At 64.5% G+C, this 20,819-nt stretch carries 20 protein-coding genes and 1 tRNA gene; 11 read left to right on the top strand and 10 right to left on the bottom strand.

The features are described 5' to 3' along the window. Window positions 1–8: 8 nt before the first annotated feature. From BRA1417_RS0125575 to BRA1417_RS0125615, 9 genes are all read right to left on the bottom strand, one after another. Window positions 9–212 (bottom strand): hypothetical protein, encoded by a 204-nt coding sequence (locus BRA1417_RS0125575; RefSeq protein ID WP_027518250.1) that lies wholly within the window; start codon window positions 210–212, stop codon window positions 9–11. Continuing rightward, the gene (gene nuoE, locus BRA1417_RS0125580; RefSeq protein ID WP_007610983.1) at window positions 212–823 is read right to left on the bottom strand and encodes an NADH-quinone oxidoreductase subunit NuoE; all 612 of its coding nucleotides are present in this window, start codon (window positions 821–823) and stop codon (window positions 212–214) included. The genes BRA1417_RS0125575 and nuoE overlap by 1 nt, the downstream gene beginning before the upstream one ends. 12 nt (window positions 824–835) lie before the next feature. After that, window positions 836–1,798: an FkbM family methyltransferase gene (locus BRA1417_RS0125585; RefSeq protein WP_027518251.1), complete on the bottom strand. Its 963-nt coding sequence runs from the start codon at window positions 1,796–1,798 to the stop codon at window positions 836–838. After that, window positions 1,798–2,994: an NADH-quinone oxidoreductase subunit D gene (locus BRA1417_RS0125590; protein ID WP_027518252.1), complete on the bottom strand. Its 1,197-nt coding sequence runs from the start codon at window positions 2,992–2,994 to the stop codon at window positions 1,798–1,800. The genes BRA1417_RS0125585 and BRA1417_RS0125590 overlap by 1 nt, the downstream gene beginning before the upstream one ends. 2 nt (window positions 2,995–2,996) lie before the next feature. Beyond that, window positions 2,997–3,611 (bottom strand): NADH-quinone oxidoreductase subunit C, encoded by a 615-nt coding sequence (locus BRA1417_RS0125595; RefSeq protein ID WP_007603539.1) that lies wholly within the window; start codon window positions 3,609–3,611, stop codon window positions 2,997–2,999. Window positions 3,612–3,622: 11 nt separating this feature from the next. Continuing rightward, window positions 3,623–4,210 (bottom strand): NADH-quinone oxidoreductase subunit B family protein, encoded by a 588-nt coding sequence (locus BRA1417_RS0125600; RefSeq protein ID WP_007603537.1) that lies wholly within the window; start codon window positions 4,208–4,210, stop codon window positions 3,623–3,625. Continuing rightward, the gene (locus BRA1417_RS0125605) at window positions 4,201–4,566 is read right to left on the bottom strand and encodes an NADH-quinone oxidoreductase subunit A (RefSeq protein WP_007603535.1); all 366 of its coding nucleotides are present in this window, start codon (window positions 4,564–4,566) and stop codon (window positions 4,201–4,203) included. Before BRA1417_RS0125605 ends, BRA1417_RS0125600 begins: the two co-directional genes overlap by 10 nt. A gap of 574 nt (window positions 4,567–5,140) precedes the next feature. Beyond that, window positions 5,141–7,393, bottom strand: coding sequence for a TonB-dependent siderophore receptor (locus tag BRA1417_RS0125610; RefSeq protein ID WP_027518253.1), 2,253 nt, complete (start codon window positions 7,391–7,393; stop codon window positions 5,141–5,143). Window positions 7,394–7,594: 201 nt separating this feature from the next. Next, complete coding sequence (locus BRA1417_RS0125615) at window positions 7,595–8,107, bottom strand: MarR family winged helix-turn-helix transcriptional regulator (protein ID WP_027518254.1); 513 nt, start codon at window positions 8,105–8,107, stop codon at window positions 7,595–7,597. Between the two features lie 167 nt (window positions 8,108–8,274). Between BRA1417_RS0125615 and BRA1417_RS0125620 the strand changes: the two genes are divergently transcribed. The 6 genes from BRA1417_RS0125620 to pepT all read left to right on the top strand — a co-directional run bounded on the left by BRA1417_RS0125620 (window position 8,275) and on the right by pepT (window position 13,269). Beyond that, window positions 8,275–9,465 carry an aromatic ring-hydroxylating dioxygenase subunit alpha gene (locus tag BRA1417_RS0125620; protein WP_027518255.1) on the top strand — a complete coding sequence of 397 codons (1,191 nt, stop codon included), beginning with the start codon at window positions 8,275–8,277 and terminating at the stop codon, window positions 9,463–9,465. Between the two features lie 61 nt (window positions 9,466–9,526). Beyond that, on the top strand, window positions 9,527–10,822 hold the full coding sequence (locus tag BRA1417_RS0125625) for an MFS transporter (RefSeq protein WP_027518256.1): 1,296 nt from the start codon (window positions 9,527–9,529) through the stop codon (window positions 10,820–10,822). Between the two features lie 141 nt (window positions 10,823–10,963). Next, the gene (locus tag BRA1417_RS0125630; protein ID WP_007603528.1) at window positions 10,964–11,167 is read left to right on the top strand and encodes a hypothetical protein; all 204 of its coding nucleotides are present in this window, start codon (window positions 10,964–10,966) and stop codon (window positions 11,165–11,167) included. 160 nt (window positions 11,168–11,327) lie between these two features. Next, window positions 11,328–11,404, top strand: a tRNA-Asp gene (locus tag BRA1417_RS0125635). A gap of 196 nt (window positions 11,405–11,600) precedes the next feature. After that, window positions 11,601–11,915: an HU family DNA-binding protein gene (locus BRA1417_RS0125640; RefSeq protein ID WP_027518257.1), complete on the top strand. Its 315-nt coding sequence runs from the start codon at window positions 11,601–11,603 to the stop codon at window positions 11,913–11,915. Between the two features lie 103 nt (window positions 11,916–12,018). After that, window positions 12,019–13,269 (top strand): peptidase T, encoded by a 1,251-nt coding sequence (gene pepT / locus BRA1417_RS0125645; RefSeq protein ID WP_027518258.1) that lies wholly within the window; start codon window positions 12,019–12,021, stop codon window positions 13,267–13,269. A gap of 56 nt (window positions 13,270–13,325) precedes the next feature. Here the strand turns inward: pepT and BRA1417_RS0125650 are convergent, their stop codons facing one another. Beyond that, window positions 13,326–14,219 carry a hypothetical protein gene (locus BRA1417_RS0125650; protein ID WP_027518259.1) on the bottom strand — a complete coding sequence of 298 codons (894 nt, stop codon included), beginning with the start codon at window positions 14,217–14,219 and terminating at the stop codon, window positions 13,326–13,328. A gap of 352 nt (window positions 14,220–14,571) precedes the next feature. Here BRA1417_RS0125650 and BRA1417_RS0125655 point away from each other — a divergent pair, with 352 nt between their 5' ends. The 5 genes from BRA1417_RS0125655 (at window position 14,572) to BRA1417_RS0125675 (ending at window position 20,818) form a co-directional block, all read left to right on the top strand. Continuing rightward, window positions 14,572–14,805 carry a hypothetical protein gene (locus BRA1417_RS0125655; protein WP_027518260.1) on the top strand — a complete coding sequence of 78 codons (234 nt, stop codon included), beginning with the start codon at window positions 14,572–14,574 and terminating at the stop codon, window positions 14,803–14,805. Between the two features lie 120 nt (window positions 14,806–14,925). Continuing rightward, the gene (locus tag BRA1417_RS0125660; RefSeq protein WP_027518261.1) at window positions 14,926–15,288 is read left to right on the top strand and encodes a hypothetical protein; all 363 of its coding nucleotides are present in this window, start codon (window positions 14,926–14,928) and stop codon (window positions 15,286–15,288) included. A gap of 58 nt (window positions 15,289–15,346) precedes the next feature. After that, on the top strand, window positions 15,347–16,621 hold the full coding sequence (ihpA, locus tag BRA1417_RS0125665) for a divalent metal ion exporter subunit IhpA (protein ID WP_027518262.1): 1,275 nt from the start codon (window positions 15,347–15,349) through the stop codon (window positions 16,619–16,621). Beyond that, a complete protein-coding gene (ihpB, locus tag BRA1417_RS0125670; protein WP_027518263.1) occupies window positions 16,618–17,607 on the top strand; it encodes a divalent metal ion exporter adaptor subunit IhpB in 990 nt (329 codons plus the stop codon). The genes ihpA and ihpB overlap by 4 nt, the downstream gene beginning before the upstream one ends. Further along, window positions 17,600–20,818 carry an efflux RND transporter permease subunit gene (locus BRA1417_RS0125675; protein ID WP_027518264.1) on the top strand — a complete coding sequence of 1,073 codons (3,219 nt, stop codon included), beginning with the start codon at window positions 17,600–17,602 and terminating at the stop codon, window positions 20,816–20,818. Before ihpB ends, BRA1417_RS0125675 begins: the two co-directional genes overlap by 8 nt. Window position 20,819: the final 1 nt, after the last annotated feature.

Below are 20,819 nucleotides of genomic sequence, written 5' to 3' on the forward strand. Positions count from 1 at the left end.
CTTTCCGATCAACGGTTGGCTTGCTTGTAGGCAAGCCCGGCGGCGCAGACGGCGAAGGTCAGCGCCCAGAGCAGACTGGATTCCAGCGTCGCGTTGAGGGCGAAGCGCTGAAGCAGGAAAATGAACGTGGCCGCCACGGCGGAATGCATCGCGACGAAGCCCCACTTCTTCACAACACTGCTCCCTTCAACTGGCGGCGAGAAATCACGCATCAGGTGATTTCCTTCAGCGTGGTCGGCCCACCGGTCGGCGCCGAGAACTGGCGGCCGTTCTGCGGACCGGGCTTGGGCGGATTGCCCGACGCAAAGCCGTCGAGCACCTTGCCGAAGCTTTCCTTGGTCAGATCCTCATAGGTGTCCTTGCCGATCAGCACCATCGGCGCGTTCACGCAGGCACCGAGGCACTCCACCTCCTCCCAGCTGAAATTGCCGTCCTTGGAGAGATGGAAGGGCTCGTGATGGATGCGGTGCTCGCAGACGTGGATCAGATCCTCGGCGCCGCGCAGGCGGCACGGCGTGGTGCCGCAGACCTGGACGTGGGCCTTCTTGCCGACCGGGGCCAGCTGGAACATCGTGTAGAAGGTCGCGACTTCGAGCACGCGGATATAGGGCATGTCGAGCATATCGGCGACCGCGCGGATCGCGGCCTCCGAGACCCAGCCGTCGTGCTGTTCCTGAACGCGCCAGAGAATGGCGATGACGGCCGAAGCCTGGCGCCCGGCCGGATATTTCGCGATCTGCTGCTTGGCGAACGCGAGGTTCTCCTCCGTGAACGCAAAGCTCGCGGGCTGGACTTCCTTCGGTGCTAATCGGCGAACGGACATCTCTTCAATCTCTCACTGCATGCGGCGCGCGGTTTTCGCATTCAGGGCATTGATCCTGTCCTGCCAGAATGCGCTTGCGGTGCCGAAAACATTGTAGCCGACGTGGGTCGAGACCTTGATGCGGTCGAGGATCGACAGCTCGGTCACCGTCTCCATACGCCTTGTGCTGGGATCATAGACGATCAGCTTCAGCGGGGTGTGTTCGAGGATGTAGCGCGAGACCGCATGCGAACGGTCGCTGCCGTGCTCCTCGCACATGATGACGCTGTCGGCCTGGAGCAGCCGGGCGCCGCCCTTGATCGCCTCGATCTCGACGCCTTCGACGTCGAGCTTGATCAGGTACTTGCCGGTGCCTGCGATCTTGCCGTCGTCGATCAGATTATCGAGCGCGATGACCGGCACGTCCTCGCCGCCCGCCGACGCATCGCCGGCGATGCTGAAGGCCTCGTGCTTGGTGCCTGACAGACGCGCGGTGCCACGGGCCGCACCGATCGCGCATTTCATGGTCTCGAAGCGGCTGCCGTTGATGCGGGCGTTGTTGGCGAGCTTCGGATGGTTCTGCCCCGACGGCTCGATCGCGATCGCCTTGTGCGAACCGAACGGCTTGCTCGACACCAGCACCGACCAATAGCCGTAATTCGCGCCGCAATCGAGCAGCGTGTAGTCGACGTCGATGGAGTCTGCGAACAACAGCTCCAGCTCGTCCTCGTAATTATAGGAGCGGTTGAGCAGCTTGCTCCAATAGCCGTCGCCGTAGGGAAATTCGAACACGGCGTCGGGGTTGAGCTTGATCGCGATGTTGCGCTCGGGCAGCGTCTTCCGCAGCAGATTGGCGCAGGCGATGTAGCCCATATGCGAGAAGTGCGAGGAGATCTTCGATCCCGTCACCAGCGCCAAGGCAGCCGTCCGCTCCCACAGGTTGGCCCCTTCAAGGGCCCCCGAGGCGCGGTCAAACTGGATCGGCGCCTGCGCCATCACCGATCGACCTCTCCGAACACGATGTCGAGCGAGCCGAGGATCGCCGAGACGTCGGCGAGCAGATGACCGCGGCAGATATGGTCCATGGCCTGGAGATGGGCAAAGCCCGGCGCGCGGATCTTGCACTTGTACGGCTTGTTGGTGCCGTCGGAGATCAGAAAGACGCCGAACTCGCCCTTCGGCGCCTCGACCGCGGCGTAGACCTCGCCGGCCGGCACGTGGACGCCTTCGGTGTAGAGCTTGAAGTGATGGATCAGCGCTTCCATCGAGCGCTTCATCTCGCCACGGCGCGGCGGCGCGACCTTGTTGTCTTCGACGACGACGGGACCCTTCCCTTCGGCTACGTTCAGCTTCTGGATGCACTGCTTCATGATGCGCACGGACTGGCGCATCTCTTCCATGCGGATCAGATAGCGGTCGTAGCAGTCGCCGTTCTTGCCGATCGGGATGTCGAAATCCAGCTCGGCGTAGCATTCATAGGGCTGCGACTTGCGCAGATCCCAGGCCGCGCCCGAACCGCGCACCATCACGCCGGAGAAGCCCCACTCCCAGGCTTCCTTCAGCGACACGACGCCGATGTCGACGTTGCGCTGCTTGAAGATGCGGTTGGCGGTGAGCAGCCGGTCGAGATCCTCGACCACTTTCAGGAATGGGTCGCACCAGGCGTCGATGTCGTCGACCAGCTTCTGCGGCAGGTCCTGATGCACGCCGCCGACGCGGAAGTAGGCTGCGTGCATGCGGCTGCCGGAGGCGCGCTCGTAGAACACCATCAGCTTTTCGCGCTCTTCGAAACCCCACAGCGGCGGGGTCAGCGCGCCGACGTCCATGGCCTGCGTGGTGACGTTGAGCAAATGCGACAGGATGCGGCCGATCTCGCAATAGAGCACGCGGATCAGCTGCGCGCGGCGTGGCACCTCGATGCCGAGCAGCTTTTCTGCAGCCATGCAGAAGGCGTGCTCCTGGTTCATCGGCGCGACGTAGTCGAGACGGTCGAAATAAGGGATCGCCTGCAGATAGGTCTTCTGCTCGATCAGCTTTTCGGTGCCGCGGTGGAGCAGGCCGATATGGGGATCGACGCGGGCGACGACCTCACCATCCAATTCAAGCACAAGACGAAGAACACCGTGCGCAGCCGGATGCTGCGGTCCGAAGTTGATCGTAAAGTTGCGAAGCTGTTCGGGTTGCTCGTTCATGTTCAGACCTTCGGCCCCGCTTTTTCATCGCCCGGAAGGACCGGATAGTCGGCGCCCTCCCACGGGGACAAAAAGTCGAACTTGCGGAATTCCTGGTTGAGCCTGACCGGCTCGTACACCACCCGCTTCTCCTGGTCGTCATAGCGGACCTCGAGGAAGCCGGTGGTCGGGAAATCCTTGCGCAGCGGATGACCTTCGAAGCCGTAATCGGTCAGGAGGCGGCGCATGTCGGGATGGCCGACGAAGATCACGCCGTAGAGGTCGTAGGCTTCGCGCTCGAACCAGTCGGCGCCGGGAAACACCTCGATCAGCGACGGCACCTGCGTGGTCTCGTCGGCCTGGGCCTTGAGCCGAACCCGCGCGTTCAGGGTCGGTGACAGGAAGTGATAGATCACGTCGAAGCGTTTTTCGCGCGACGGATAATCCGCGGCCGTGATGTCGGTGAAGTTGATGAAGCGGCAGTTCGGGTCATCGCGGAGGTACTTGACCACCTCGACGATCTTGCTGACCTCGACATCCACTGTGAGCTGGTTGAAGGCCACCGAATGACCGATGGCGGCGCCCGGAAGCGCGCTAACGATCGTCTGCCCCAGGGCGTCGAGCTTGGCGTCGTCCATGACGTAAAACCTTAGCGTTCGATGGTGCCGGTGCGGCGGATCTTCTTCTGCAGCAGCAGCACGCCGTAGAGCAGCGCTTCCGCCGTGGGCGGGCAGCCCGGCACGTAGATGTCGATCGGCACGATCCGGTCGCAACCGCGCACGACCGAGTAGGAATAGTGATAATAGCCGCCGCCGTTGGCGCAGGAGCCCATCGAGATGACGTAACGCGGCTCGGGCATCTGGTCGTAGACCTTGCGCAGCGCCGGCGCCATCTTGTTGGTCAGGGTCCCCGCGACGATCATTACGTCCGACTGACGCGGCGAGGCGCGCGGCGCGAATCCGAAGCGCTCGACGTCGTAGCGCGGCATCGAGACCTGCATCATCTCGACCGCGCAGCAGGCGAGACCGAAGGTCATCCACATCAGCGAGCCGGTGCGCGCCCAGGTGATGAGGTCATCGGTTGCGGCGACGAAGAAGCCCTTATCGGACAGTTCCGAATTGACCTCGAGGAAGAACGGATCATTGGCCCCGACCGGCTTGCCGGTCGACGGGTCCAGGATGCCCTTGGGGGCCGGCGCGAGAACCGGACCGGCGGATGACACAGGGTTCAATCCCATTCCAGTGCGCCTTTCTTCCATTCATAGGCGAACCCGACCGTCAGCACGCCAAGGAACACCACCATGGACCAGAAGCCGGTCGCGCCAAGCTTGCCGAACGCCACCGCCCAGGGAAACAGGAACGCCACTTCCAGATCGAAGATGATGAAGAGGATGGCGACCAGATAGAAGCGGACGTCGAACTTCATGCGGGCGTCGTCGAAGGCGTTGAAACCGCACTCATACGCCGACAGCTTTTCCGGGTCCGGCTGCTGGAACGCCACGATGAACGGCGCGATCAGCAGCACTAGGCCAATGAGGCCCGCTACCCCTATGAAGACGACGAGTGGAAGATAGTTCTGCAGAATGCCGCTCATTGACGAGCCCTTTTTCCCGCAGCCTCGGGACAGCCACGGATTCGTCCAGTTTGGAATTGTTCTGAGCCTTAGCGCAGTGCACCAATGGGCGCAAGACACGCTCTTTTTAGGCCCTTTGTCGCCCTCAGAACGGTGGAAATCCCGGAATCACCCCGCGGCTGGTATGGAGCAGATCGATCGCCCCAGCAAGGGCGCCCCGATCAGTCCACACGCGCTGGGCCGTGACGTCCGTTGTTGGGAAGGCTCACCTTATCTAGGCCGCGACGCAGCAAAGTCCAGATCACAACGAGGACAGGCGCGCCCACCATCGGAGAGCGATCCGGGAGCCATGCATCACGATCGGACCCGGGCTCGTCTGGCGAATGCGTCGGGTGGGCGGCGCCCGCTTCCGCCGCGGCGGAGAAATCAGTGACGAGCGCGGCGGCAACGTGGCTGGGTCGTCGCGCGCCGCGCTCGCATGAGCTTCGGGCCGGGGGGCATGACCCGCGAGCTCATCGATCTCGTGGTGGAAGCCGGGTGACGAGCCGGTCAGGCTCTCACGATGGCCTTCCCTCGCCTGTTCTCGTCATTTGCCTCACCATTTGTAGGAAATGCTGGCGGTGACGCGCCGGCGGTCGCCGTAGAAGCAGGAGGACGCCGCCGCGCAGCTCGCGACATAGACCTTGTCGGTCAAATTGATCACGTTCAGCGCGGTGCGCCAGTTCTGCCACTCGTAATGGAGCGCGAGATCGCCGAGCACGACCGCGGGAACCTCGAGGGTATTGGCGGTATCGGCCCACGACGAACCGATATAGCGGACACCGCCGCCGAAACCGAACCCCGCGAGCGGCCCGTCCTTGAAGGTGTAGTCCGCCCAGCCGGACACCAGGAGCTCAGGCGTGTTGGTCGGGGTCTTGCCGACCAAAGACGGGTCCAGGTCCCTGCTGTTGAACAAATGGTAGGCCGTGAACGAGCCGATCAGCTTCAGCTCACGCGTGGCGTTCGCCACCGCTTCGAGCTCGATGCCGCGCGATGTCACCTCGCCGGTCTGGTTCTGCAAGGTCGTGATAATAGGATCAGTGGTGGCCACGTTCTGGCGCTTCAGGTCGAACACCGAGGCGGTGAAGTAGCCGTCAAATCCCCTCGGCGCGACCTTCACCCCGATTTCCGCCTGCTGGCCGGTCTCCGGCAGGAACAGCTGGTTTTGCGCGTTGAGGCCGATGATTGGGTTGTAGCTCGTGGCGTAAGACACATAAGGCGCGATGCCGTTGTCGAAATTGTAGATCAGCCCGGCGCGCCCGCTGAACCTGCTGTCGTCGCGGCTGGCAAGCGTGGCGCCGGTATCACGGCCAGCCTGCGTCGTCTCGACCCAATCGTTGCGGCCGCTCAGCACCAGCGTGAAGTTGCCGAGCTTCATCTGGTCCTGAAGATAGGTGCCGGCCTGCTTCTGCGTGATCTGGAAGTTGCGGAACGGCGCGCCCGTCAACGGAATGTCAAATCCATAGGCGGGATTGAAGACGTTGATCGAAGGAACGGTGCCGAAGTTGAAAGCCTGATAGTCGTCGATCTGATAACCCTTCAAATCGACCCCGAACAGCATCGTGTGCCGCACCGCGCCGGTGTTGAAGCGGTACTCCAGCTGGTTGTCGAGATTGGCCTGGTTTGCGGTGTTCTTCGCATACCAATTATAGCGACCGAGACTGGCCGTGTTGATGTCAGCCCAATTGTTGCCGACGTAGCCGCGATAGGTCACGTCGACATGGGCAAACCGCGCATTCTGCCGGAACGTCAGATCATCCGTGAGATTGCGCTCGAACTGATAGCCCAGCATCTCCTGCTCGCGCGTGAACTTGTCGACGCTGGGATCACCGGCGAAAAAGCTGGTCGGGATCTTGCCGAACCGAGCGTTGGTCACCGTGCCCTCATAGGGCAGGAAGTTGATGCCGCGGGTTTCCTGCCGGGAAGCTGAAGCCAGCACCGTGAACGTCGTGTCGGCGTCCGGCTTCCAGGTCACCGACGGCGCGATGAAGTAGTTGTTATCGGGCGTGAAATCGACCTGCGTCGGGCCGTTTTGGACCTGGCCGACGACGCGGTAGAACAGCTTGCCGTTCTCAGGGCTCGTCGCGACCGGGCCGCCGACATCGAAGCCGACATAGGCGTTGCCGAAATTGTTGACGCCGGTCTCGATGAAACGGACAGGCTCCGCCGGCGGCATCTTGCTGATGACGTTGACGATGCCGCTCGGGCTCGATCCGCCATAGAGCACCGCAGACGGGCCGCGCAGCACCTCGACCCGCTCCATGTTGGGCGTCTGAAGCTTCCAGCTCGCATAGGACGTGTAGAACAGCTGCATGCCGTCGAGGAACAGTCCGACGTCGTCAGACTTGAAGCCGCGGATCAGCCACCAATCGTTGCGCGTGTCCGCGCCGAAGGTCCCGGCGCGGACGCCGGCAGTATAGCGCAGGACCTCGTCGAGCTTGTTCGCCTTCTGGTCGCGGATCTGCTCCGCGCCAATCACCGAGACCGCCTGCGGCGTCTCCATGATCGGCGTGTTGGTCTTGGTGCCGGACGAGCTGCGACCGGCGACGTAGCCGTGCACCGGGCCGCGCGGGGTTTCGACGAAACCGACATCGCGCTGCGGCTGCGGCCTGCTTCGGTTGGCGGTCTGCTGGGATGATCGCGGCGCGCGGCGCTGGACGGAGGGCGCCGCCCGGCGGCGCGCTTCCGGCGCAGTGACGGTTACCGACGGAATGTTCTGCGCGCCACTCTGCGGAGGAGATTGTGCAAGCGATGCCTGCGGCAGCAAGACCCAAGCGGATGCGGTCGCCAATACGGCCGACCGCAGCATTCCAAGACTGTTCAACGCGCACCCCCAAAACTGCGTGTTTTGATTTGCGCATGCCGTCAGTCCCATGAGGGCATGCGCTTGCGGTGACGCTTAGGGGAGCGCGCACGAATTCCCTAATTGAAAGCCTCTTAGAAAGAGTCTTGGAAGGGTTCTTGGAAAGGTTCTTGGAAGCGATCCAACATGTCCCGGATTGCCGAAACGTCAGCGCGAAATCTTCTCGCTCTTGAGCAGCTCGGCGGCGATCGTCGTCAATAAATCGACCTGCTGCAACAACGTCTCGAACTCGGCTTCGCTCAGATGTTCGCGCAAACGCCGATTGCGCTCCTGCGCTCCGGCGACGATCGCATCATGCGCCGCAAGGCCCGTTGCGGTCAACGAGACCAGCACCTCGCGGCTGTCCTTCGGGTTCGCTGATTTCGCGATCAGCTTGCGCGATACGAGTTCCGCAAGCGCGCGGCTGATTTGCCCCTTGTCCTGGCCGACAGCTTCCGCAAGCCGCGCCACGCTCATCGGCGGCCGCCGGCCGAGCGAGGCGACCAGGCCAAACTCGACCGAGGACAAGCCGGCGAGACGCTTGTAGCGCAGGATGGCGCCGCGCTTGAGCAAATTGGCCAGCACCATCAGCCGCGACGACAGCATGACAGTGATCGGCGCCGGCGGATCGCTCGCGTCCGTCTCGGGCGACGACCCGCCCCTGCTCTCGATCTGGCTCATGATCCACCTCTGCCAAGAAAGCCGAGGCGTGCCAAGCTTTGGTAGCGCAACCTCCCCAGCCTGATCCGGATGCGACTAAGAGGCATTTGGAAATTCGTTGACATTGTCATCGACCTACCTTTGACTAGCTCAAAATGGCCATTGAGGCCGACAGCGGGAGGATCAGCATGACCATCACCCAGCGAGATCGCGATCTCGGCACGGCCTATGCGATGAAGCCGGCGCACACGCGCACCGAACTCACCTCGGTCGTGCGCGGCACGCCGATGGGCGAACTGCTGCGACGCTACTGGCATCCGGTCGGGCTCATCAGCGATGCCACCGACACCCCGAAAAAGGTTCGCGCGCTCGGCGAGGATCTGGTGCTGTTCCGCGACAGGCACGGCCGCGCTGGTCTGCTGCACGCCCGCTGCTGCCATCGCGGCACCACGCTCTATTACGGCAAGGTCGAAGAGGACGGCATCCGCTGCTGCTATCACGGCTGGAAGTTCGACACCGAGGGTCGTTGCCTGGAGCAGCCCTGCGAGCCCGACGGCGGCCAGTTCAAGGACAAGGTGCGCCAGCCCTGGTATCCGGTCGAGGAGCGCTACGGGCTGATCTTCGCCTATCTGGGCCCGGCCGAGAAACGCCCGGTGCTACCGGCCTATGAATGCCTGGAGGCCATGGACGACGGCGAGTTCGTGGAGGCGGACGATTCCTCGATCGGCGGCGGTGGTCCCGCGATCATCCCCTGCAACTGGCTCCAGCATTTCGAGAACGTGGTCGATCCCTACCACGTGCCGGTGCTGCACGGCTCGTTCTCGGGTCCCCAATTCACCAACATGATGGCATCGATGCCGGAGGTGACGTTCGACAAGACCCCGCGTGGGATCGCCGTGCGCTCGATCCGCAAGCAGGATGACGGCAAGGTGTTTTACCGCGTCACCGAGGCGGCGCTCCCCACCTTGCGCGTCGTGCCGAACCCGCGCGTGGCGCAATTCGCCCGCGTTGAGTCGATCGGCTGGACGCTGCCGATCGACGACACCTCGTTCCGCATCTACGTCGCCGGCCGCGTCAAGAACCCCGGCGACATCGGGCGCATGCGCTCGAAATTCAACGGCAAATTCTGGTGGGACATGACGGAGGAAGAGCACCAGCAGTTTCCGGGCGACTACGAAGCCCAGGTCGGCCAGGGACCGCAGACCATCCATTCCGAGGAGCATTTCGGCCAGAGCGACCGCGGCATCCTCTTGATCCGGCGCATGCTGAGCGAGCAGCTCGAGGCGATCGAAGCAGGCCGCGATCCGATCGGAATCTCCTTCGGTGTGAGCGCGCCTCCGGTCGAATTCGAAGCGGGGAATTACATCCGCGACGCGTGAAGCAGCCAACGCCAATGAAAGCTGGACCGACAACGATAACAAAGACTAATTGGGGGAAGCGATGGTCGATGTGACGTCACAAATGTCGGTGCAAACGGCCGCGACGGCAAGACCCCCGGCGCGGCGCTATTACGTGCTGGGCCTGCTCACGATCATCTACGCGCTGAACTTTCTCGACCGCACGATCTTCAACGTCCTGATCGAGCCGATCAAGAAGGAGTTTCAGCTCAGCGACACCATGATGGGCCTGCTCGCGGGCTTCGGCTTCGCGCTGTTCTACTCCCTGCTCGGCATTCCCATCGCGCGCGTCGCCGACCGGCTCAACCGGCGCAACATTGTCGCCGCCGCATTCGCGTTCTGGAGTGCGATGACGGCGCTGTGCGGCGCCGCTTCGAGCGTCACGTCGCTGGCACTGGCGAGGATCGGCGTCGGCATCGGCGAATCCGCAGGCTCGCCCGCCTCGCAATCCATCGTCGCCGACCTTTTCGCCAAGAACGAGCGTCCGCGCGCGCTCGGCATCTACGCCGTCGGTACCTATCTCGGCGTCTTCCTCGGTTATTTCGTCGGCGGCTACGTCAACCAGCACTATGGCTGGCGGATGGCGTTCTACGTCGCGGGCCTGCCCGGTATCCTGCTCGCTATTGTCCTGTGGCTGACGATCTCCGAACCGAAGCGCGGCGCCATGCAGGAGAATTTCGTGCCCGAGCCGCTCGGGCCGACGCTGCGTTTCCTGGCCTCGCAGCAGAGCTTCATCATCGTGCTGATCGGCTTCTGTCTCACCACTTACACGAACTACGCGACCGCGGCCTGGATCCCGCCGTTCCTGGCGCGCGTGCACCATCTGTCGAGCGCCGAGATCGGCACCTATGCCGGTACCTTCAAGGGGCTCGCCGGCATGGCCGGCACCCTGCTCGGCGGCTTCGTGGTGGCGCAGATCTGCCGCCGCGACGACCGCTGGAAACTGTGGGCGCCCGCGATCACCTCGGGCCTTGCCGGGCCGGTGTTCGCCCTCTGCATGCTGACGCAGGACTTTGCGATGATGGTCGCCATGCTGGCGCTGACCTCGTTCCTGGTCGGCTTCCATCTCGGGCCGATCTTCGCGATCGCGCAGACGGTGGCCAAGCCGAGCATGCGGGCGCTGGCCTCCGCCCTGATCGCGCTCACCGCCACCTGCTTCGGCCAGGGCGTCGGCCCGCTCGCCGTTGGCATGGTCAACGACGCCCTGAAGGGCGCTTACGGCGCCGACGCCGTGCGCTACTCCCTGCTTTCCGCGGCGGTCACGACCATGCTGGGGGCGCTCCTGTTCGTTTGGGCGGCGCGCTCGATCCGGGACGATATCGGCCGGGCGGCCGCCTGAGGCCGGTGAAGGCTGCAAGCCCGGCGAAACCAACCGGGCGTATTCATGAAACCATTTTGCGGAACCCGCGAAACCATCCGGAAACAGACGGTCCTTACAAGAAGAGCCATAGACGGCGGCAAAGCCCGTCGGGAGGCTCAGATGAACCACTCCATTCACTCTGCTGATCGTGCGACCCACCTCAAGATCGTCGTGGTGGCGCTTGTGGCCGGCATCACGGTGGCCGCCTTCGGGATCGCAGCTCGCACCAATGCCGATTACAGCCAGACCGCCCAGTCCGCGCACGTGATCAAGGCCGGCAAGCCGGTCGTGGTCACCAGCGCCGGGACGTCGGAGATCCGCTGACACGGCCCCACTCCGGGCTGACAGAGGCCGCCGCATGGCGGCCTTTTTCGTTTTCCAGAGCAATGCTTAGCCGAGACCTGCCGGTGAAGCGCAACATCCTTGACTTCACCCAGCCCCGCCTTTAAGTCCCCCCTCGTTCCGCGCGCTTTCAGCGAACCACGCGGGAGTAGCTCAGTTGGTTAGAGCGCCGGCCTGTCACGCCGGAGGTCGCGGGTTCGAGCCCCGTCTCTCGCGCCATTTTGGCAATTCCTTCATAGCCTTAGAACAAACTTCTACACCCCTTTCGCGGCTGTGACGGCGATTGCCGGCATCCGTCGAGAATTCGCGCCATAGTCAGCCCAAGCCCGAATCGTCTAGGCCTTCCAGGACTTGGAGGGATCCCCACACTTTAGCGGTTTTTTTTCCGGGGCCCCTGTGATTGAGGAGGCCAGATATGGCTAAGAAGGATTCCGCGAAGAAGGCTGCCGCTCCCGCCACCATCACCCTCAAGCACCTCGCCGCCGACATCGCGGAGAGCCAGGACCTGTCGAAGAAGCGCGCCGAAGCCGTTCTGACCGACATGGTCGACCTGATCACCAAGCACCTGAAGAGGGGCGACCGTGTCCGGATCGTCGGGCTTGGTATCCTCCAGGTTCGCAAGCGCGCCGCCCGCACCGGCCGTAATCCCGCCACCGGCGAGCCCATCCACATCAAGGCCAGCAAGAAGGTCGCCTTCCGCCCGGTCAAGGAACTGAAAGAGGCGATCTGACCACTCACGTTTCGTTAAGCCTGATCAGCGTTCCTCCGGCCTCACCGCGCCCTGCTTTTCTGGTATACCGCCTCTCTCCCCTGACCCGGCGGTTTGACCAGAAATGTCCTCCCTCACCTTTTCGCATACCGTGACCGAGCGCTTCCTGCGCTACGTCACCATCGACACCCAGTCCGATCCGGAATCCCCGAGCTCGCCCTCGACGGAGAAACAGAAAGATCTCGGCCGTGTGCTCGCCGCCGAACTGAAGGTCATGGGCGTCGAGGACGCGCATCTCGACGATTACGGCTACGTCTACGGAACGATCCCGGCGAACACGACGAAGAAGGTGCCGGTGATCTGCTTCTGCTCGCACATGGACACTTCGCCCGACGTTACCGGCAAGAACGTCAAGCCGCAGGTCGTGAAGAACTATCGCGGCGGCGACATCACGCTGCCGGGCGACACCAGCCAGGTGATCCGCTTCGCCGAGCATCCGGCCTTGAAGAACCAGATCGGCAACGACATCATCACCACCGACGGCACCACGCTGCTCGGCGCCGACAACAAGGCCGGCGTCGCCGAGATCATGGATGCCGCGCATTTCTTCATCAACAATCCGCAAGTGAAGCACGGCACCATCAAGATCCTGTTCACGCCCGACGAGGAGATCGGCCGCGGCGTCGACAATGTCGACATCAAGAAGCTCGGCGCCGAGTTCGGCTACACCATGGACGGCGAGAGCGCGGGCTGCGTCGAGGACGAGACCTTCTCGGCGGACGGCGCCACCATCACCATCAACGGCGTCAGCGCCCATCCCGGCTATGCCAAGGGCAAGATGGAGCACGCGATCAAGATCGCCGCCGCCATCGTCGAGCGCCTGCCCCGGGAAGGCTGCTCGCCCGAGACGACATCAGGCAAGCAGGGCTTTCTGCATCCGATCGGCATCGAGGGTGCGCTGGAGCAGGCGACGCTTTCCTTCATCGTGCGCGACTTCACCGAGGAAGGGCTGAAGGAGAAGGAGATCCTGCTGGAGAACATCGTCAAGGAGGTGATGAAGGATTTCCCGCGCTCGACCTACACATTCGAGGTGCGGGAGCAGTACCGCAACATGAAGCAGGTGATCGATCGCCACCCGCACATCCTCGAATACGCCATCGAAGCGATCCGCCGCGCCGGCCTGCGCCCGATGCGCACCGCGATTCGCGGCGGCACCGATGGCTCGCGCCTGTCCTTCATGGGCCTGCCCTGCCCCAACATCTTCGCCGGCGAGCACGCGTTTCATTCGCGTCTGGAGTGGGTCAGCCGGCAGGACATGGAGAAGGCGGTCCAGACCATCGTCCACCTCGCCATGATCTGGGAGGAGAAGGCCTAGCGCCTCTCGTCAAAAGGCAATATGGCCGGGATCGCTCCCGGCCATACTCCTGCAGGTTACGGCACCGGCATCGCGCGCGGATTGCGATGGAAGCGGTTCGAGCTTGCCATCCAGTTCGGCAGCGGCTCTCCATCGCGGTGCCGCCCGCCGGCCACCGCCGCAGCCCAGGCGACGGCAGCGCCGATCAGGGTTGCTGCCGCAACGGAGAAGGCGACGATGATGGAGTTACGGCGCGCCCGATTGATGGCCGTCCGCGAGTCTGCGATCAGCGCATCGACCCGGCGTTCCGAGTCGGGTGCCGCAAGTCCCGTCAGCGCGGCCACCTGCTGCACGAGGTAGGCCCGGTCATCGGTGCTGACGCCGCTGTGGCTCGACGACGTCATCAGGATGCGCCCGGCTTCGGCACGAGGTTCCCTGAGGTCGGTGTTGGGGGGCCGCCGCGGCGCGCGAAACAGCTTGTCCAGCTCGTAGCTCAACAGAGGCTCGGCGGCGGAGGTATTGCTTGCCGAACTGCGCATCGGCGAACGATCAATCGCAGCTGCGCCGAGCATCGCGAGCAGAGCGGCACCAAGCAGCACGGCGAGCGCCCAGGACATCAGGCCATGCAGCCCGTCCCGCCGTTCGCCGTCGTCTTCGATCGTTGTGATCGCCGGGGCTGGGCGCGTTGTCCGGCCGGCGACATAGCCGCCGAAGCCGAAGCTGATAATCGCCTGGATGATCAGATACAGCCCCGACAGCAAAGCCAGCGCCGCCGATGCATCGCGCCATGTCGGCGAGGCGGAACTGACGCCCAGGCCGACGGCGACTCCAAAGCCGACCAGGATGAACGACATTGCGCCGGCAGCCAAAGCGCCTGCGATCACCGAACTCCACTGGATGGTGCGCCGGTCGTCGGCAGCGACGCCGCCGCCTTCCATGATCTCTTCCCGTATGAGAGTTTCCATCGTCATCGCCGCTCTCTCAGCGCAGGCCGAAGAACGACAAGATCGCCATGACCACCACGATCAAGCCGATGAGATAAATCAATCCGTCCATGGTCCGTCCTCCTCGATTTCTCCTCGTCGCTAATCACAACGAAGAAAGAACGTTCCAAACTGGACCGAGCCTGCGGGAACGAACCGGCGCGATGCGGATTACCTGTGCAAGTCCCAAGGATGAAGTTTGTGAGCACGAAAGCCCTAGCCGGTCAGTCCCGGCTGGGGCTTTCTTTTTGAGCGGCAATTCCTGTCCTATGTTAACGACGCCGGCTCTCCGATCATCAAGGATGCGATTGGGGCGGAACCTCCGGATCGGGAGAGCCGCGTGGATCGCAGAACCGCGTGCCTTCATCAGGCAGATGCATTCCGGGTAAAGGCAATCGCCGATCCCGAGAACCACGACCAGTGGATTGATGAAGCCATCAAATGGCTGGAACGGGCCATGGAAGCGGGCTGTCGCGCCGTCGTCACGCTCGAAGCCGGCGATGCTGGCGATATAGCGGACGCAGCACGTGGTGCGGCAGCCGATGCTCGACTGAGCTTGATCACGCGCCAATGAGAAGCACCGGCGTCTTCGCGGCCGCTGCGGCAATTGTTCCAGGGACGTAACAATGTTGCGGGTCGACACTGTTCCCGCCCCCATGCTAGGCGGGGCGCAGACCGCAACCAGAGTGAAATCGTGCTCGCGAACCGCCAGCCCTCAGGATCATGCCGGCCGCGCAACTGGCGCGGGCTGCTGTCTGTGCTGATCGCGATTGTCTACCTGCTCGCGGGCGCTCTGCATGGTCTGCACGACATCGACGTCACCACGCCCGGTGGCGGCTCGGGGATCAGCGCGGTCCTTGACGGCTCCACAGATCACAACGAGCACAAGGCCGTCGGCGGGCATCATTGCCATGGCTGCTTCTCGGTGACCGTGGCGCAGCCGGCGCCACCGGCCGGATCGATCGGGCTCGTGTCCGCATCGCGCCCGCAACGCGTAGCCCGGCTCGCCGGCATTGTCCCCGATACCGACTCCCCGCCTCCCAAACAGATGGCCTGAACGGATTTGGTCGGGCGCCCCGCGCGCCCATTGGGTTCATCCTTTACAGGTCGGTTTCATGTTTTGCAGGGGAATGGCCGCGCGCCTGGCGTGCGCGGCAGCGTGTCTGATTGGCGGATTGGCGCTTGCGCCGTCTCACGCCCAGACTCTGACGATGCGCAGCGCGCTCTCGCGCGCGCTGGCCACGAGCCCGCGGCTGACCGCGGCGGAGCGCGATGTCGGCATCGCCACGGGCCAGCGCATCCAGGCAGGTGCGCTTCTCAATCCGGAGCTGACCTACGAACAGGACAATTCGTTCGGGTCCGGCACTTATCGCGGCACGCGATCGGCCGAGACCACGCTCCAGATCAGCCAGGCCTTCGAGCTGTTCGGCAAGCGCGACGCGCGGATTGCTGCGGGCGTCGCCGGCATCGAGGTCGCCGCGATCCAGCGCAAGGCGGTCAGGCTGGAGGTGCTGTCGGAGACCGCGATCGCCTTCCTCAGCGTGCTCGGCGCGCAGCGGCGCATCCAGATCCTCGACGAGCAGATCAGCGCCATCGACCGGCTGACGCCGCTTTTGCGCCGACGCGTCGAGGCCGGTGCCTCCTCGCCGGCCGAGACCGGCCGTGCGGAAGTGGCATCCGCCCTGGTGAAGGCCGACCGCGAGCGCTTCAAGGCGACGCTGGCCAGCGCCCGGCGCGAGCTTGCGGTCCTGATGGGCGACGCGGCACCGAAATTCGGCGAGGTCTCCGGACGGCTCGATACCATGGGACGGCCGCCGACATTCCAGTCGGTCGTCGCCGCGATCGATGCCAATCCGCAGCTGGTGCGCTGGACCGCGATCTACGCCCAGCGCAACGCCGAGCTGTTGCTGGCGCGGCTGCGGCCCTATCCCGACGTGCGGATCGCCGCCGGCTGGCGCCATTTCAACGAGACCAATGACGACGCGGCGCGCCTCACCGTCTCGGTGCCGATCCCCGTGTTCGACCAGAACCAGGGCAATATCCTTTCGGCGCAGGAAAGCCTTGCCAAGACCAAGGCCGAGCGCGAGGCCAACCGCAACACGCTGATCGTGGTCGCCGGCCGCGCCTACGACTCGCTCCAGGGCTCGCTGCGCGAGCTCGCGGTGCTGCGCGAGAGCGCCATTCCCAAGGCCACCGAAGCCTCGGACGCCATCGCGCAAGGTTACGGCCAGGGCCGCTTCAGCCTGCTCGAAGTGCTCGACGCCCAGGCCAGCGTCACCCAGGCGCGGCTGCGCGAGCAGGAGGCGCTGCAGAATTTCCACGCGGGGGTCGCGACCATCGAAGGCCTCGTCGGCAATCCCTTCACGCTGGCGCGGGAGAGCGCACGATGAAGACGTCCTCCACCATCCTCGTCGCATTGTTTGCCGCCGCGCTTGGCACCGCACTTGGCGCTTACGGCTATTCCCTGCTCCGCCCGGCCAGGGTCGAGCAGGCCGAACACGCCGCGGACAAGAAGCCGGAGAAGCCGAACGACCATGTCGAACAGGACGAGCACGGCGCCGACCGCATCCGCATCTCCGACGTCAAGCTTGCAGCCGCAGGCGTGACGCTGGCGGAAGCCGCGAGCGTCACGCTGACCGACACGCTCGCCTTCAACGGCATCCTGCGCGCCAACCAGGAAGCCGTGGTGCAGGTGACGCCGCGCTTTCCCGGCGTCGCCAAATCGATCCAGAAGCGCATCGGCGACAAGGTCGGCAAGGACGATCTGCTCGCCGCGATCGAGAGCAACCAGAGCCTCACCGTCTACGAGCTCAAGGCGCCGCTTGCCGGCACGGTCATCGAGCGGCAGATCTCGCTCGGCGAATACGCCTCCGAGCAGAAGCCGGCCTTCGTCGTCGCCGATCTCACCACCATCTGGGTCGATCTGTCGATCTATCGCCAGGATCTGCGGCGCGTTCGCCTCAACGACGAGGTGCTGATCGATCCCGACGACGGCCGCGGCGAGATCAAGGGCACCATCTCCTACATGGCCCCGATCGGCTCGAGCGAGACCCAGACCGCGCTGGCGCGCGTGGTGCTGGCAAATCCGGACGGGCGTTTGCGTCCCGGCCTGTTCGTCACGGCACGGCTGATCCTCGCCGCTCGCAACGTCGCGGTCGCGGTGCGCCGAAGCGCGATCCAGACCCTGGAGAACCGGACCATCGTGTTCGTCCGCGAGGATGGCGACAAGATCGAGGCGCGTCCGGTGGAGCTTGGCGATTCCGATCCGCGCCACGTCGAGATCAAGGCCGGTCTATCGGCCGGCGAGCATTACGTCGCGGAAAACAGCTTCGTCGTGAAGGCGGAGATGGGCAAGGGCGAGGCCGAGCATGATTGAGCGTCTCATCGCGGTCTCGCTGCAGCAGCGCTGGCTGGTCCTGCTGCTCGCGCTCGGCGCCGTCGCCTTCGGAGCCTGGAATTTCCAGCGCCTTCCGATTGACGCCGTGCCTGACATCACCAACGTCCAGGTCCAGATCAACACCCGCGCGGCCGGCTATTCGCCGCTGGAAACCGAGCAGCGCATCACCTTCCCCGTCGAGACCGCGATGGGCGGGCTGCCCAAGCTCGACTACACGCGCTCGCTGTCGCGCTACGGCCTGAGCCAGGTGACGGTCGTCTTCAAGGACGGCACCGACATCTATTTTGCCCGCCAGCTCGTCGGCGAACGGATCCAGCAGGTAAAGGACCAGCTTCCGGCCGGCGTCGAGGTCGCGATGGGACCGGTCTCGACCGGGCTCGGCGAAATCTTCATGTACACCGTCGAGGCCAAGGCGGGCGCCAAGACCCAAGGCGGCCACGACTATTCGCTGACCGATTTGCGCACCGTGCAGGACTGGATCATCAAGCCGCAGCTTCGCAACGTGCCGGGGGTGATCGAGGTCAACACCATCGGGGGCTTCGAGCGGCAATTCCACGTGCTGCCCGATCCCGGCAAGCTGATGGCCTACCGGCTCGGCTTTCGCGACGTCATGACGGCGCTCGCCGCCAATAATGCCAATGTCGGCGCCGGCTATATCGAGCGCAACGGCGAGCAGTATCTGGTTCGCTCGCCGGGCCAAGTCGGCAATGTCGGCGAGATCAGGGACATCGTCATCGGCTCGCGCGGCGGCAATCCGGTCAGGATCAGGGATATCGCGACCGTCACCGAAGGCCGCGATTTGCGCACGGGAGCCGCGACGCGCGATGGCGAGGAAACCGTGCTCGGCACCGCTATGCTGTTGATTGGCGAGAACAGCCGCACCGTGGCGCGCCGTGTCGCGGCCCGGCTCGAGGATATCGCTGAATCGCTGCCCGACGGCGTCGTGACGCGGACCGTCTACGACCGCACTGATCTGGTCGAGGCCACCATTCGCACGGTCGAGAATAACCTGCTGGAAGGCGCGGCCCTGGTCGTGGCCGTCCTGTTCCTGATCCTTGGCAATATCCGGGCCGCGCTCGTGGTGGCCTGCGTCATTCCGCTGTCCATGGCCATGACGGTCACCGGCATGGTCGAGACCAGGGTCAGCGCGAACCTGATGAGCCTGGGCGCGATCGATTTCGGCATCATCGTCGACGGCGCCGTGATCATCGTCGAGAACTGCCTGCGTGTGCTGGCCGAGGCCCAGCGCGAGAAAGGCGGGCTGCTCACGATCTCCGAACGGCTGCGCGCGATCCGGCGCGGATCGAGCGAGGTGATCAAGCCGAGCCTGTTCGGAACGCTGATCATCGCGGTGGTCTACCTGCCGGTGCTGACGCTGACCGGCGTCGAAGGCAAGATGTTCACGCCGATGGCGCTGACGGTGCTGATGGCGCTGGGCGCCGCGGTGCTGTTCTCCATCACCTTCGTGCCGGCGGCGGTCGCCATCTTTGTCACCGGCAAGGTGTCCGAACACGAAAACCTGTTCATGCGGCTGGCCAAGCGCGCCTACCTCCCCCTGCTCCGGCTGGCGATCGACCATCGCCTCGGCGTCGCAATCATGGCCGCCATCATCGTGGTCGCAAGCTGCGTTGCCGCCGCGCGCATGGGCGGGGAGTTCATTCCGAGCCTGGACGAAGGCGACGTTGCGCTGGCCTCGATCCGGATTCCCGGCACCAGCCTGACCCAGTCGCTGGACCTGCAAAAGGCGCTGGAAAAGCGCATCAAGCAGATTCCGGAGGTGAAGGAGTTCTTCACCCGCATCGGCACCGCGGAGATCGCAACCGACCCGATGTCGCCGGCACAGACCGACGGCTACATCATGCTGAAGCCGCGCGCCGAATGGCCCGACCCGGGCAGGCCCAAGTCGGAGGTGATCGAGGCCATCGACCTTGCCGCCAACGACATCCCCGGCAGCGCCTATGAAATCTCCCAGCCGATCCAGTTCCGTGTCAACGAGCTGATCTCCGGCGTGCGTAGCGACGTCGGCGTCAAGGTCTTCGGCGACGACCTCGACATCCTGCAAGGCGCGGCAAAACAGGTGGAGACCGCGATCCGCGGCATCCGCGGCGCCAGCGACGTCAAGATCGAGCAGGTCTCGGGCCTGCCGATCCTCACCGTCCGCCTCGACCGCCAGGCGCTCGCCCGGTACGGGCTCAGCATCGGCGAGGTGCAGGGCATTGTCGAGATCGCGGTGGGTGGCAAGTCGGCCGGCAAGCTGTTCGAGGGCGACCGCCGCTTCGACATTGTCGTGCGCCTGCCGGAACATCTGCGCGGCAATCTCGAGGCGATCCGGGCGATCCCGATCCCGCTGCCGCCGGGTGAGGAAGCAACAATCGGTGCGCCGATCCGAACCGCATTGCCCGCCCCGCCCCTCGCCCAGATGCGCTATGTGCCGCTGTCGTCGGTTGCCACCGTCGATGCGACGCCCGGCCCGAACCAGATCAGCCGCGAGAACGGCAAGCGGCGCATCGTCGTCACCGCCAATGTCCGCGCGCGCGATCTCGGCTCCTTCGTCACCGAGGCCGAGGCGGCCGTCGCGGAGAAGGTCAAGCTGCCGCCGGGCTACTGGATCGGCTGGGGCGGACAGTTCGAGCAATTGGTCTCCGCCACCAAGCGGCTGACGCTCGTGGTGCCGGTGGCGCTGCTGCTGGTGTTCCTGGTGCTGTTCATGGGCATGGGATCGGCGGCGGACGCGGCGCTGGTATTCTCCGGAGTGCCGCTGGCATTGACCGGCGGCGTCATAGCGCTGCTGCTGCGCGGCATCCCGCTGTCCATCAGCGCCGGCGTCGGTTTCATCGCGCTGTCGGGCGTCGCTGTCCTCAATGGGCTCGTCATCATCGCCTTCATCGAGCGGCTGCGCAGCGAGGGGCACCCCGTTGCCGACGCCGTGCGCGAGGGCGCGCTGACACGCCTGCGTCCAGTGCTGATGACGGCCCTCGTCGCGTCCCTCGGCTTCGTGCCGATGGCCCTTGCCACCGGGGCCGGTGCCGAGGTGCAACGGCCGCTCGCGACCGTGGTGATCGGCGGCATCATCTCCTCGACCGTGCTGACGCTGCTGGTGCTGCCGGCGCTTTACGTGCTGTTCCGCCGTGACGGCGCTGCCGAAACGCCTACAATGGCGCCTAATTTGGCAGCTACCGGGGAGCGCTAGA

This window comes from Bradyrhizobium sp. WSM1417, from assembly GCF_000515415.1.
Taxonomy (GTDB): Bacteria; Pseudomonadota; Alphaproteobacteria; order Rhizobiales; family Xanthobacteraceae; genus Bradyrhizobium.